At 49.9% G+C, this 14,744-nt stretch carries 10 protein-coding genes; 5 read left to right on the plus strand and 5 right to left on the minus strand.

Annotated features, from left to right (window positions below; all coding sequences use genetic code 11):
* Positions 1-263: 263 nt before the first annotated feature.
* Together ACYQ2M_RS06265 and ACYQ2M_RS06270 are read left to right on the plus strand one after the other, a co-directional pair.
* Positions 264-1,166, plus strand: coding sequence for a DMT family transporter (locus ACYQ2M_RS06265; protein WP_459915469.1), 903 nt, complete (start codon positions 264-266; stop codon positions 1,164-1,166).
* Between the two features lie 514 nt (positions 1,167-1,680).
* On the plus strand, positions 1,681-2,778 hold the full coding sequence (locus ACYQ2M_RS06270) for a TRAP transporter substrate-binding protein (RefSeq protein ID WP_459915470.1): 1,098 nt from the start codon (positions 1,681-1,683) through the stop codon (positions 2,776-2,778).
* A gap of 198 nt (positions 2,779-2,976) precedes the next feature.
* On the opposite strand, the gene ACYQ2M_RS06275 is transcribed toward ACYQ2M_RS06270, so the two are convergent.
* Both ACYQ2M_RS06275 and ACYQ2M_RS06280 read right to left on the minus strand, forming a co-directional pair.
* Positions 2,977-4,302, minus strand: coding sequence for a TRAP transporter large permease (locus tag ACYQ2M_RS06275; protein ID WP_459915471.1), 1,326 nt, complete (start codon positions 4,300-4,302; stop codon positions 2,977-2,979).
* On the minus strand, positions 4,302-4,829 hold the full coding sequence (locus ACYQ2M_RS06280) for a TRAP transporter small permease subunit (protein WP_459915472.1): 528 nt from the start codon (positions 4,827-4,829) through the stop codon (positions 4,302-4,304). The genes ACYQ2M_RS06275 and ACYQ2M_RS06280 overlap by 1 nt, the downstream gene beginning before the upstream one ends.
* Positions 4,830-5,674: 845 nt before the next feature.
* Between ACYQ2M_RS06280 and ACYQ2M_RS06285 the strand changes: the two genes are divergently transcribed.
* The 3 genes from ACYQ2M_RS06285 (at position 5,675) to ACYQ2M_RS06295 (ending at position 7,410) form a co-directional block, all read left to right on the plus strand.
* Positions 5,675-6,109: a hypothetical protein gene (locus tag ACYQ2M_RS06285; RefSeq protein WP_459915473.1), complete on the plus strand. Its 435-nt coding sequence runs from the start codon at positions 5,675-5,677 to the stop codon at positions 6,107-6,109.
* Positions 6,081-6,419 carry a DUF7990 family protein gene (locus ACYQ2M_RS06290; protein ID WP_459915474.1) on the plus strand — a complete coding sequence of 113 codons (339 nt, stop codon included), beginning with the start codon at positions 6,081-6,083 and terminating at the stop codon, positions 6,417-6,419. Before ACYQ2M_RS06285 ends, ACYQ2M_RS06290 begins: the two co-directional genes overlap by 29 nt.
* 76 nt (positions 6,420-6,495) lie before the next feature.
* Entirely contained in the window at positions 6,496-7,410 is a 915-nt protein-coding gene (locus ACYQ2M_RS06295; RefSeq protein ID WP_459915475.1) for an ArsA family ATPase, read from the plus strand.
* A 69-nt stretch (positions 7,411-7,479) separates the two neighbouring features.
* On the opposite strand, the gene ACYQ2M_RS06300 is transcribed toward ACYQ2M_RS06295, so the two are convergent.
* The 3 genes from ACYQ2M_RS06300 to ACYQ2M_RS06310 all read right to left on the minus strand — a co-directional run bounded on the left by ACYQ2M_RS06300 (position 7,480) and on the right by ACYQ2M_RS06310 (position 14,730).
* Positions 7,480-8,352 carry a transglutaminase family protein gene (locus ACYQ2M_RS06300; RefSeq protein ID WP_459915476.1) on the minus strand — a complete coding sequence of 291 codons (873 nt, stop codon included), beginning with the start codon at positions 8,350-8,352 and terminating at the stop codon, positions 7,480-7,482.
* Complete coding sequence (locus tag ACYQ2M_RS06305; RefSeq protein ID WP_459915477.1) at positions 8,342-11,083, minus strand: circularly permuted type 2 ATP-grasp protein; 2,742 nt, start codon at positions 11,081-11,083, stop codon at positions 8,342-8,344. The genes ACYQ2M_RS06300 and ACYQ2M_RS06305 overlap by 11 nt, the downstream gene beginning before the upstream one ends.
* 272 nt (positions 11,084-11,355) lie before the next feature.
* Positions 11,356-14,730, minus strand: a complete 3,375-nt coding sequence (locus ACYQ2M_RS06310; RefSeq protein ID WP_459915478.1) for a transglutaminase family protein — start codon at positions 14,728-14,730, stop codon at positions 11,356-11,358.
* Between the last annotated feature and the right edge of the window lie 14 nt (positions 14,731-14,744).

Here is a 14,744-nt window from a genome sequence, read left to right on the forward strand (position 1 = left end):
TGAATAATAATATTTTGAGGGCTCGGTAACAACATGGACCACTTTGGGGTGAAGTCTGTCTTGATTTATTGACACGGTTATTTTGTTTTATCGTTATTTAACACAGTCTGTTGACAAAAGCATAGAACATGTTAAAAATTCATGCTCTAATATGTCAATATTCGCCTTGGTAATATTACTGTCTGACCAGCGCCCCTTTATCGCATCTATTATGACCAATGAAGCGTTTTACAAACAAGCCCCAGAGATCTATACGGAGAAAAATGGAAAAAAGATCATCCACTAATGGTAAGGCTATTTGGGCTTTTTTGGGGCTTGGCTTCGCTGTGCTGTTCTGGGCCATCAATACAGTGGTTGCCAAGGGGGTGATCGACCAGGTTCCTCCCATGGCTCTGTCTTTTTTCAGGTGGATCACAGCCCTTATTTTTATCTTTCCCTTTGCATTCAAACAACTTAAAAAAGATAGAACGCCCATCCGGGAAAATTGGAGATTTCTATTTCTCTTATCTATCCCCAGTGTGGCGATTTACAATTCAGTGCTCTACCTGGGCGCCCAATATACAACAGCCACCAATATTGCCATGGTGGTTGCAGCCATGCCGGCCATTACCCTGGGGTTTGCCTGGCTCATTAACCGCCAGAAACCCCAATTGACCCAGTCAATTGGTATACTTATCTCCCTTGCCGGGCTAATAGTTATCATCTCCAAAGGATCATTGGCCAGACTGGCAGGATTTGAGTTTAACCCGGGAGATCTCTTAATTCTGCTCTCCATTACATCATGGGCACTTTATTCCGTGCTGTTAAAAAGAAGAACAATCCCCATATCTTCTGTTTCTTTTTTAACCATGACCATCATTTTTGGCACCCTGTGCATCCTGCCGTTTTATCTATGTGAGTATTTTTTTTACAGCAAATTTGAGGTCAATGCCGCCATTGTCTGGATGTTTGTGTATCTGGGAATTTTCCCTTCTATTTTATCTTATATATTCTGGAACTACGGGGTTAAAATCGTTGGTTCCGAAACAGCGTCTGTCTTCATGTATCTGATCCCCGTCTTTACCTCTGTCATTGCCTGTTTTTTTTTAGATGAACGTCTTTTTGCTTTTCACATGACAGGAGGACTACTTATTTTTTCAGGGCTGTTCCTGTCGTCCCGCCAATAAACAGTTGATGCCTTTTTCCCCAGGCCTACTTAGACGAAGACCCCAAAATACAACATAAGCCAAGTTTTTAAGGATTATCGCTTGACTTGCTAAAAGGTTTTGCCTAAAACATATTTAGTAAATTAATATTCTTCACCATTTAAAATCAACACATTTTGGCATTCTTCATTTATATTTTACACTTTCTCCTGGTGCATGCCCTTTTTTGGGCTTGGTCACAGCATGGTCAACCCGTCACAATTGCTGACCCCACCCGAAAGTGGCCCAGGTTGCGACCAAGCCCACCTTTTGTCGAAGGTCGTTTTTAAAAAGTGCAACCTATTTTTAAGGGCATATGAAGAATGCCCAAATTTTAATGCACCTCAGCTTTCAGCCTTGATTGATATGTGAAGGGTTCAAGCTTACACTATTGCGCTTTTCATCCTTAAAGTAATCCATCCAGTGTTATCAAGATGTTCTTCCCTGTACTTGTAGTAATATATGAGTAACATTAAACTGAAAAAGGAGATACCGCATGAAAAAAAACAACAGACGTGAATTCATCAAAAATGTGGGGGCTGGGGCCGCCGCTGTTGGTGCAGGTATTGCCGCCAGTGCGGTTCCAGCATTGGCAAAGGAGAAAACCTATAGATGGAAAATGGTTACCACCTGGCCACCCCACTTCCCCATGCTGGGGGAAAGTGCGGATAAAATCGCCCAATGGGTAGAGGAAATGAGCGCCGGAAGATTGAAAATCGATGTGTATGCCGGTGGTGAACTTGTGCCGGCAATGGGTTCATTTGATGCCGTCAGCCAGGGAACGGTTCAAATGGGGCATGCGGCATCTTATTACTGGGCAGGGAAAGTGCCTGCGGCTCAATTTTTTGCTGCGGTTCCTTTTGGATTCAATGCCCAGTCCATCAATGCCTGGATTTTATCCGGCGGAGGCATGGAACTTTGGGAAGAAGTTTATGATAAATTCAATCTAAAACCATTCCTTGCTGGAAATACCGGTGTGCAGATGGGCGGCTGGTTCAATAAAGAGATCAACTCCATGGAAGACTTTAAAGGCCTTAAAATGAGAATCCCGGGCCTGGGAGGCAAGGTCCTGGCCAAAGCAGGTGGAAGCGCGATTCTCATGGCTGGCGGAGATATCTATACCAACCTTGAGAGGGGGGTCATTGATGCAACCGAATGGGTGGGACCCTTTCATGATCTGAAACTGGGCTTTTACAAAGCCGCAAAATATTATTATTATCCGGGATGGCATGAGTTTGGAACAGCTTTTGAATTGATGGTGAATAAGGATGCCTGGAACACATTGCCAGATGATCTGAAAGCCATTGTGAATGCGGCCACCTACAAGAGCAACATATGGATGTTATCTGAATTTGAAGCAAAAAATAATGCCGCGTTAAGGGAGCTGGTCGATGTCCACAAGGTTCAGCTCAAGGAATTCCCCAAACCGGTTATTAAAGAGCTAAGAAAACTATCCCAGGAAGTACTGGAGGAAGTTGCCGCTTCTGATCCCATGTTCAAGAAGGTGTATGATGCCTTTCTTGCATTCCAGAAAAATATTTATGGCTGGAACAAATTATCAGAAGAACCTTACCAGGAGTTGAAAGGAATTTAAAATAGGATCTATACAATTAATACCTTCGCCAATTTTACGCCGATCCAACCAACGCCATATATATGGTGATTTTGCTGAACTCAAAGCGCAACATTGGGTATTGATATTTTTATATTTACAACCATGTTTTTAATTTGGCGAAGGTATTGACAAATAAAAGGGGCCGAAAATATTTTCCGGCCCCTTTTGTAATTTTAACTATGAAAGAACTTTGGGCAGCCAGGTAACCGTTTCGGGAAACAGGCAGATAATTAAAAGTCCGATAATCTGAATAATCACAAAGGGAATAATGCCTCTGTAAATATCCATGGTTAAAATTTCAGGCGGGGTGACCCCTTTTAAATAAAAGAGTGAAAACCCGAATGGCGGTGTCAGAAAAGAGGTCTGGAGATTTACCGCAATAAGTATTGCCAACCATATGGGGTCAACCCCCAGGTGAATCATGATCGGTGCCAGAACCGGTACATGAATAAAGGTAATCTCAATGAAATCCAGAAAGAATCCAGCAATGAAGATGATGGACATGACTATAAAAAGAATTCCCCATTTTCCAAAGGGAAGGCTTAAGATCAGCTCTCGGAGCAGCCTGTCCCCGCCAAGTCCCCTGAAAACAAGACCCAGGGTGGAGGCCCCCACCAGGATAATAAAGACCATACAGGTCAGTTTGGTGGTTGTATTCATCACATCTTTTACAATCTGGTAACTGAATCTCCCGTGCATGGCCGTTAAAATCGTTGCGCCCACCGCACCCACAGATGCTGCCTCCGTGGGGGAAGCGATACCTGCAAAAATGGAACCCAGCACAGAAATCATCAATGCCAGGGGCGGAATAAGGGCCTTGAAAACTTTTCCCAGAAGTTCTTTTCGTGTCATCTGATCAAGTATTTCCTGATCAATGGGGGGTGCCCATTCCGGTTTTACCTGGGCGATAATCAATATATACAGCATATAAAGACCCACAAGGATTAATCCCGGAATAATGGCCGCAAGAAACAGATCCCCCACCGAAACATTCATGATTTCCCCCAGGAGAACAAGGACAATACTGGGGGGAATGATCTGCCCCAGTGTTCCGGAGGCCGCAACCGTTCCTGTGGTCAGGCTCTTATTGTAGCCGCCTCGAAGCATGGTGGGCACGGAAAGAAGTCCCATGGTCACAACTGTGGCCCCGACAATGCCGGTGGATGCCCCCATGAGTGCGCCGACAAAAACAACAGAAATCGCAAGTCCCCCCCTGAGTCTGCCGAAAACAAGGGCCATCGCTTCCAGTAATTCTTCAGCCAGGCCGGACTTTTCCAGCATGACCCCCATGTAAATAAACAAGGGGACAGCCATGAGGGAAAAGTTTTCCATGGTCCCCCAGATTCTCAAGGGCAATAGATCAAAAAAACCCGGGCCAAATCCGTAAAGACCGAACATCATGGCAACGCCGCCAATGGTGAAGGCAACTGGAAATCCCAAAAGCAACAACGCAAAAACAACGGCAAACATGATCAGCGGTAAAAACTCAGTGATAAATTCCATTAAGCTTTATCCCCCTGTCGTTTGTATCCCCTGATGATCATAAAATTTTTAGCGGCTTGGGATAATCCCTGCACAATGAGAAGGAAAAATCCCAAAGGAATCATTGTTTTTAAAATATACCGTGCCGGCAGCCCTCCCGGGTCGGGTGAAATTTCGCGGATTGCCCAGGAATTCATGATAAAGCCCTTGGTGGCGATGATGACCATAATAGAAAAGGGGATCAAAAAAACAAAAATCCCTAAAAAATCAATCCAGGCTTTGGTTTTTTTCGACAGCCCCACATAGAGGATATCCACACGGACATGCCCATCTTCTTTCAGGGTATATGCAGCGCCGATTAAAAAGACAATGGCAAAAAGATGCCATTCCAATTCCTGGAGCGCAACATTTCCTTTATTGAAGGTATATCTCATCACCGTATCATAAAACACGGTAAGGACCATCAGAGTTGTCATCCAGCCCACAAGATGCCCTATTTTATCACTCAGGCTGTCAACGAAATTGACAAATTTTTCAAGAATTTGCATAAAATCATCATCCCCCATTTTATATAACCCACATGGCTGTAGATACCAGCCACAACGAAAAATGAACCCCCTACGATTCCAGTCTGTTGTACGGCGTTTCATATAAAACATACATGGCAGTAACCACCTGCCACAACGAATATTGAAAATGCGACCATGCCGCCGCCCCCCCGACGGGCAATGGGCCCGGCCCGGAACCGTAGACGGCCCAATTGGCCGGTTCCTATTGCCCGTCGAGGGGCGGTTTTGCTGAGGTAAACTTGAAGGCTACCTTGTCATATAAACCCAGATGTCATTAACAATAGCTTCGCCAATTTTTAGAATGTGTTTATTATCAGGATCACAAGGCCCTGTATATTGTGCATTTATGATTTAAAAAGCAAATCCTATGGCTGGTAAACTGATTAAAAATATAATTGGCGAAAGTATTAATTAAGCCCCTTTTTTAAGATAAAGCATATCATTCTTATTCCGTCAAAAGATAGATTTTTTTAAAAGTACTTTACGTACTTGACCCGGAATAATATTTAGAAAAAGGGTTGCAAAATTCAGTGGGAATTTTAATAATACGTTCCACTAAGAACTGGCGACCAGTATTGGCTGTGCAGGACTTGATCACAAGATCTGCCACCCGTCACATTTGGTAGACCAACGGGGTCAGGCTTGTGCTATTGGCGTTATCGACCACAGACTGTGCAAAGGCCAAAAGCACCGATAATGCCAATAATACAAGCCTGACCCCACCCCAAGGTGGCCCATGCTGTGACCAAGCCCGAATTTTTATTGTATTTCATAACTTTCGGGTTCCCCCTTTTAAACCAGACCGTGTTTTAATAGTGAGCGCTGTGACCGATTCATTAAAAAAAATATATCTTGCAGCCCTGGCCCCCGTGGTGTTGTGTGTGGGAATCATGGGCATTCTTGATCAAGGATTTTCCATCCCCCTGCCTCATCTGGTGACAGTGCCCATGTACTTTTCACCCCTCCTTTTCATGACCGCCACCATAACTGCCCTGGCCCTCCCCCTGCTGTTGCGAACGCTGTTTGCCAGAAAGGCGGCCCAGGCAAACAAGGTGAGCACGGCCTCTTTTTTTAAATTCCAGAAACAACTGCTCATAAGTGCCATGGTAACACCCTATCTCGGAATAGCGGCCCTTATTCTGGAACTTCAAAAATTTTATGTCTCCGCCACGCTTCTCATGGCGCTCTATGCCGTTTACTACTATTACCCCTCCCACAGGAGAATCGACTTTGACAAACGGATCTTCAGAGCCAGATAAACACACACCTGAAAAAAGCATCAAATCCATCGCCGACAAGGTAAAAGCCCATCTGGTCACCTTGTGGAAAACGGCCGACACCGTGGCAAGGGACAAGGCCGTGGAGGCCCTGGAACCGGAACTGGAAGAGTTGGAACACATATTTGCCCTGCTGGTCCAGGGAGCCTTTGTGGGTATTCCCTCTCCTCCCATGCAGATCTCCCTTGAACTCTTACCTCTTATGGAAAGGGAAATGATGCTCATGATGAAAAAAATTGACACGGCCAATGAACCCCTTTCCCACCTTTTCTCCATTTTTGATGTCTCGTAATACGCCCCGCATAACTGAAATGCACTGGCAGGCAATGATTCCAGACACGCACCACACACAAGCCAAAGGATCACAGATGAAACAACCTGACATCGTTTTTTACATGGGAAAGGGGGGCACCGGGAAATCCACTGTGTCTGCATTGGCAGGCCTTGGTGCCGCCATGACGGGCAAAAAAGTCCTGGTGGTTTCCATGGATGCTGCCCATAACCTGTCAGATATTTTTGAAACACCGCTGAATCATACCCCAAAGGAGGTCAGCCCAGGCCTGTTTGCTGGAGAAATTGACCAGGAGCGCATGATTCAGATATTTCTAAAAGAGACACAGCACTCTCTTAAAAAAAACTATTCCTATCTCACTGCCTTTAATCTGGAAAAACATTTTGATATCCTGAAATTCTCCCCCGGCCTTGAAGAACATGCCCTGATCATGGCCTTTGAAGAGACATTAAAGACCTGGGATCATATGGATCTTATCATCTTTGACATGCCTCCCACAGCCCTGTCCGTGAAATTTTTCAACCTGCCCGCCCTTTCCCATCGGTGGATGAGCCAGCTCCAATCCCTTAGGGAAGAAATCAACCGAAAAAAGGAGATCGTCAACCGGGTGAAACTTGCTGGAAAAACCTATGAACGGGATAAGATTTTAAAAAAAATAAATGATATGAAGGCAAATTACCAGGCACTGGAAAAACAATTTCAGGATCAGGAACAGGTCTCCATAACGGTGGTCCTCAACCCCAATCCCCTGGCGCTGTCTGAAACGGAACGGATATACAGAAACCTTGAAACCGCGGGGATCTCTCTTTCCGGCATCATCTGGAACCGGACCGACGATACCACAACAGCCCCCACCCTACCCCTGTCTTTTAAAGGCCCTTCCCACCTGTGCCTGCCCAGGACAAAACAGCAACTGACAGGTATCAAAGCTTTAAAAACCTATCTGAACGCTCTTGACAGCAAGGACTGCGCAAGGTTGTCATGGAAATAAGGGGCTTTGTGACAACATGAGCTACTTTGGGGAGGGGCCAGACACATTTCTTCCTGACGACATCTGCACCTACACAGCAGCCACATCCACAGAAACACTCAACCGATGCTCTCCCCCCCCCAACACTGTTCCCTTCACCGGGGTGACATCACTGTAATCCCGTCCCCATGCCAGGGTCAGATGCTGATCCGTTGGTATGACATTATTTGTGGGGTCCAGATCCACCCAGCCCATGCCCGGAATGAAGATGGAAAGCCAGGCATGGGAGGCATCTGCCCCCACAAGCTTTTCCTTGCCCGGAGGCGGCAAGGTATGAAGATAACCGCTGACATAACGGGCGCAAAGCCCCAGGGAACGCAGGCAGGCGATTTCAATGTGGGCAAAATCCTGGCACACCCCCCGTTTCATGTCAAAGGCCGCATCCACCGATGTGGTGGTGGTGGTGGCACCGGGATCATATTTAAACTGGGTAAAAATTCTATCCGTCAATGCCAGAGCTGCCTTTAGAATGGGCGTCCCCGGCTGAAAAAGATCCCGGGCCCATGCGGCAAATTTCTCATGCACCGGTATCATGGGAGAGGCAAACACAAATTGAAAGGCCTCCAGGGTTTCGGGGACGGCATGCTGCCACACCATCTCCTTCACCTGGTCCCAGGCCGGGGTCTGCTCCGGGTTTATGGGGGCTGCCGGGGTAAGGATCACCTGACTTCTGGCAGTTATTTCCAGGGCATTATGCCCCCCCTGGATGGTGGTGGTGGTGGCGGTGTTGCCGAAAAAATCCACCCGCTGGGAAAAGGTGGACGGGGCAGGTAGAAGGGTGATGGTGGTTTTCACACAGTTCTGGGTGGGTGTCTGGCGGGGAGTCAGAAAAAGCTCATTGTGGGATAAAGAGGCCACATCGCCGTGGCTGTACCGGGTGATATGAGATATATTATACTGCATAGGGAACTCCGGCCTGGGAAAATTCATTTTTCAAAACCGTGGGGTTTCCAAAATTCCCCAGCTGTTTTTCCGTTTCAATACGGCTTAGATAATGCTGTGTGATGTGGTTGGCAAGGGAGATAATACCCTTGTCCATATGATCAAGCAGCTGGGTGAGCCGGCCCAGCTTACCCTCCTGGGTTTTTTCCATGAGTTCCCGGATATCGGTGAGCCGCAGCTGGGTGGTCAGATCCAGCGTAATCTTCTCTTCTTTGGTTTTAAAGGCTCTTACCTCACTGCCGGGCAGGGTTTCCACATGGTCAAACAGGGCCGCCATCTGAAAGCCCACAGCCCGGGGATTCAATTCATCAAGCAAAAGAAGATCCACAATGGGTTCCACCTGGAGGATGGTGCGATACCGGGTGTGATAGGTGATGGTGCTGTCCGCCACCTCCAGCAGGGCTTCCAGCTCCTGGTTAATGGGTTCCCGGTCCGATGCAAAAAGGCTCTGTAACAGAGAAATCATATATCCGGATCGTTCCAGACGTCGCCCCATATCCATGAACCGCCAGCCCATGGCCCGGGTCATGCTTTCCAGGGCAAGACCGGCAAAGGCGGACATGGTGAGAATCATCTCGTTGACCAACTCCTGGGCTTCACTGATACGACTGTGACGGTGGGGAGAAAACTGGGCCATCTCCTTTTCCATGCGTCCCAGAATATGCCAGGAATCAATGGAGAGTCTGTCCCGGACACTTGCGGCCACCCGTTTGACATTTAAAAGAGAGCTGATAATGCTGCCGGGACGCTTGGCATCAAACAGACAGGCCAGAATTTCCGCTTCTATGATCTGCATGGAGTAGGTGTCACCGGGGGGAGAAAAGTTGGGTGCTATGATCTCCAGAGCAGCCATGGCCCGCAGCAGAAAGGGAAATTCTTCCATGATATCCAGGCGGGTTTCACTGTTTAATCTCGTCAGCACACTTCGAATCACCCGGAGCATACCCTCAGTGCGCTCCACATAACGGCCCAGCCACAGCATATTATCCGCCACCCGGCTTGGCAGATCACTTCCCCTGTGGATCTCCAGGGGTTCTATGAAGTGTGTCATCATGGACTTATGCTCCACAACGTCGTCGGTGAAGCACCAGGTATCCTTGCTTCCGCCCTGGGGAGCAATGCCATAATTCACAATCCCCCCGGCATCCCGGGATACAAGGGTCAGTGCCCCTGGCATCACAAAGACAGCATCCTCCACAGATAAAACCGTTTCAGTGGAAGGGGCGCTTCCATGGGTGACCAGGGTGGAAAACAGCCGCATAGTGGCACTTGCATTTATAAGATTGCCCTTCTCCCACACCGGAAGGGTGCAGGGGGTCATGGGTTCCCGGGCCACATAGGCATGGGGCATGGCTTTTATTTTTGCCGTAAGAGTCGCAATTTTTTCAGGGGACATTGCCCGGGTATCTTCCACGCCAATCTCCGGGGATGCAAAGGCCGAAGAAATGATCATGGGATGCGCAGGGTCTGATATCCGGGAAAGGACGGTATTAAGAACATTTCTTTGACCGCACCACACCGTGGGCACGTCCTCAAGCAACAATGATTCCCCCAGAAGCAGGCGGCACAGGCCCGGCAGGAATGGCACCAGGGCAGGTGTTTCCAGGACACCACTGCCAATGGGATTGGCCACAGCCACATTTCCTGATCGAACAGCCTGTACAAGTCCTGGAATACCGGTGAGTGATGCATTCCCGAAAACCAGGGGATCACAGGCCGTATCCTGGAGACGCCTTAAAATAACATCCACCGGATGCAGACCCTTAAGGGTTTTTAAAAACACCGCATCATTTCGCACGGTGAGGTCACTGCTTTCCACCAGGGTAAAGCCCATGTACCGGGAGAGAAAGACATGCTCAAAATAGGTGGGACAGGAAGGCCCCGGGGAGAGCATGACAATGCTTGGCTCCCGTTTTTTCAGGCCGGAGATCTCCATGAGGGCATGGTTGAATGATTTAAAAAAAGGGGCAAGGCGCATGACCTTGCCAGAATGAAACATCCGGGGCAGAATCCGGGAAAGAATAATACGGTTTTCAAGGGCATACCCCGCACCCGAAGGCGACTGGGTCCGATGAGCAACCACCCGCCACACCCCGTCGGAAAACCGGCACAGATCCGTTGCATGGAAGTGAAAGGCCGGGGCATCCTCCCGGTAAATACCATGGCACTGGCGAAGAAATTTCGGATTGGCAAAGAAAAGTTCCGGCGGCAGATGGTGTTGATGAATCAAGGTCTGGGAACCATAAATATCGGCATGTATGGCAGCCAGAAGCCGGGTTCTCTGGGCCACCCCCTTTTCCAGATCCGGCCATGCCTGGGCCGCAATGGGAAGGGGTATGGGGTCAAGTTCCCAAGGCCGCTCCTGCCCTTGATCATCATTGAACACATTATAGGCCACTCCGTGTTCGTGCATGATCTGACGGGCCTTTTGCCAGCGGCGTTCCAGTTCACGGCTGCCAAGGCTGTTCAAATAGGTAAAGACCCCCTGCCAGTGGGGATGGGGTGTGCCGTCCGAGGCCACAATTCCGCTGCAGGTTTCGGGAAATAAAAAAGCCCTGGGAAATACGGGATCAAGCGTGGAGGAATCGCCTTGCATGGCGGTATTGGGCAGCATGCCGCTGCTCTGCTGCTGAAAAAGAACAGCATTTTGCCGGGGAGGATTTTCCAAAGAAGTGGGTAAATCTGATGTCATGATGATAACTTGGGTGTACCATGGTTAAATAATAGGCAAAAAAAGCGCCCCTTAAATCAGAGGCATCCTTCATATACTCTCAAAAGGACCTTACACTTTTTTGAATGCAAATCCCCAAGATCGGGAATGTTTATCCGAAAAGTACAAAGCCAGAAATAAAGGATGCCAAAACAGGAAACGAAAGTCTTACCAGAGAAAGAAAACCTGCGCAAGCTATCTTTTCTCGTCAATATTCGGGTTGCCAATGAAAATGTTTGGCCAGCGCCGAATATTTAGCTTTGCGGTCGTGTTCGCAGATCAAGGGTATGAGGAAACGACTTGTTCACGGATTTCGTTGGTATCTGATCCAGGTGCCCCGGGGTGTGGCCAAAACTGAAAAAGCGTGAAACCCGACGCCCCTCAGCCTCATAGGAGTTAACGGGAAACACCTCATAGCTTCTGCCACCGGGGTGGGCCACATGGTAAGTGCACCCCCCAACCGAGCGTTTACTCCAGGTATCCACCAGATCAAAGACCAGCGGGGCATGGCTCCCGATGGTGGGATGCAGGCACGACGGGGGCTGCCAGGCCCGGTACCGGACGCCTGCCACAAATTCTCCCCGGGTACCCGTGGGCTGCAGGGGCAATGGACGGCCATTGCACAGCACCATGTGCCGGGAATCGGTCATGTTTTTCACCAGCACCTGCATTTTTTCCAAAGAAGAATCCACGTACCGGGCCGTTCCGCCACCACCGGGCTCTTCACCCAGCACATGCCAGGGTTCCATGGCCACCCTCAATTCCATCTCCACACCGGCATGGGTCACATGACCCACAAAGGGAAAACGGAACTCAAAATGGGGATGGAAATGGGCGGGTGTCATGGGGTACCCGTCCCGGGTAAGTGCCTCAAGCACATCCCGGAAATCCTGCCATACGTAAAAGGGCAGCATGAACCGGTCGTGCAGGGTGGTGCCCCAATGAACCAGCTTTTCTTCATAGGGTTTTTTCCAGAATTTCACCATGAAAATACGAAGCAGCAGTTGCTGGGCCAGGCTCATCTGGGCATGGGGGGGCATTTCAAAGGAGCGAAACTCCACCAGGCCCAGACGTCCGGTGGCACTGTCCGGGGAGTACAGCTTGTCAATGCAGAACTCGGCCCGGTGGGTGTTACCGGTGAGGTCGGTGAGCAGATGCCTGAATAGCCGATCCACCAGCCAAGGAGGACAGGGCAGATCGAAATTACCGGTCTGATTTTTCAGCTCATCAAAGGCAATCTCCAGTTCATACAGGGTATCATGCCGGGCCTCGTCAATGCGGGGGGCCTGGCTGGTGGGTCCCATGAACAGTCCGGAAAAAAGATAGGAAAGGCTGGGATGATTGTTCCAGTAGGTGAGAAAACTTCTTAACAGATCCGGGCGTTTGAGCCAAGGACTCTCGGCGGGGGTGGCACCGCCCATGATGATATGATTGCCGCCCCCGGTGCCGCTGTGACGGCCGTCCAGCATGAATTTTTCCGTTCCAAGCCCCGTCTGCCGGGCCTCTTCGTAGAGTGACGTGGTGGTCTCCACCATCTCCTTCCAGCTGTGGGCCGGATGAATATTGACCTCCATGACCCCGGGGTCCGGGGTGATGCTGAACCGGTTGAAGCGATGGTCAAAGGGTGGCGTATATCCCTCTATGATCACCGGCATCTTTGTGATGGCGGCGGCATCTTCAATGGCGGTGATAAGCTCAAAATAATCCACGGCCCGCTCCATGGGGGGCATGAACGCATAAAGCCGTCCCCCCCGGGGCTGGATGCAAAGGGCCGTTCGGATAATCCAGGCCGCGGACTCTCCCACGGCGGGTTTGGGGTCGGCAAAAGGCCGGGGCTGGGGCACCACGTCTGCCCTTGTTTCCTCTTCGGGTTTTCCTTCAAGGTGGGTCTGGGACTTACGTTCTTCCAGCAAGGTCTTAATTTTTTCTTTATCTGCCTCGGAGGTCAAGGGGTCCGGCAGGGGCTGCCTTTTTCCCATGGGATCCTCTTCCACCACATGGGGATACTCTTTTTCCGTCACCCAGGGCAGAGAATCCAGGGGCAGACGCAGCCCCATGGGGGAGTCGCCGGGAATAAGAAAAAGGGTGTCATTTTTAAGATGCCAGGGTCCGCTCTTCCAGGACCCCTTCTGCAGGGGCAGAACAAAACCGGTTATATCGCCAACACCTTTTTCAAACACCATGGCCATACGGGCACGGTCCTCGGCATTTTTAAGTTTCGGGTCCGTGGGTTTCACATTGACGGGCAGGCGTTGCTCCTTCCACAACCAGTGGAAAATATCCTCGTAGGCGGGCATGACATATTTTGTGTTGACCCCCAGCACCCCGGCAATGGTGTCCATGAGTTTCCGGGCCTGATCCGGGCCGAACCCATAGTCCTTTTCTTCATCGGCAAGCAGGGCATCGTCCCGCCACACCGGCTTTCCATCCTTTCTCCACAGGCAGCTCAAGGCCCACCGGGGAAGTGATTCACCGGGATACCACTTGCCCTGGCCAAAGTGGAGCAGGCTGCCCGGTGCCCATTGGGAACGCAACCGTTTGAGAAGGGCCACGGACAGGGGCTTTTTGGTGGGCCCCACGGCCCCTGTGTTCCACTCATCGCCTTCCATGTCCTTCACCGACACAAAGGTGGGTTCTCCGCCCATGGTCAGGGTGATGTTTTCCTGCCGGATCTCTTCATCCACCCGGTGCCCCAGGGTTTCAATTTCTGTCCAGATCTCATGGGGATAGGGTTTTGTGGAACGGGGATCTTCGTGTATACGGGTGACCTTCATGGTGTGGCTGAACGCCACCTCGCATTTTTCAAGGGCACCGGTAACCGGGGCTGCACTTCGGGGGTCCGGGGTGCAGGCAAGGGGAATATGGCCCTCTCCGGTGAGAAGACCCGATGTGGCATCAAGGCCTATCCATCCAGCTCCGGGCAGATAGACTTCGGTCCAGGCATGGAGATCTGTAAAATCCTGCTCCGGTCCCGAGGGTCCTTCCAAGGATTTCACGTCCGGTGCCAGCTGAATGAGATACCCGGAAACAAACCGGGCCGCAAGCCCCATGTGCCGAAGGATCTGCACCAGGAGCCAGGCTGAATCCCGGCAGGAACCGCTCAACTTGGTCAGGGTCTCTTCACAGCTCTGGACGTTTGGCTCCATGCGGATGTTGTAACTGATCAATTTTTCCAGGCCCTGGTTGATCATGACCAGAAAATTATTGGTATCCATCTTGCTGCGGTCAATGGATGCCAGGTACGCTTTTAATTTTTTCCCCGGGGGCTCCACCTCCAGAAAGGGTTTCAGATCCTTGGCAAGCTCTGGTTTATAGCTAAAGGGACATTGTTCCGCATGGGGTTCCAGGAAAAAATCAAAGGGATTGATGATGATCATCTCCGCCACCAGATCCACTTCAATGGAAAAATGATCAGTCTTTTCCTGGAAATTCAACCGGGAAAGGTAATTGCTGAAGGGGTCCTGCTGCCAGTTGATGAAATGATCGGCAGGTTCGATGGTCTGGGAATAACTCAAAATGGGGGTACGGCAATGGGGGGCCGGTCGCAGCCGTACCACCTGGGGTCCCAGTTGAATTTTCCGGTCATAGGCATAATCAGTTTTATGATACAGCGCCACTTTAATGGCCATAAATGTGTCTCCAT

Source organism: Desulfocicer niacini, from assembly GCF_054657595.1.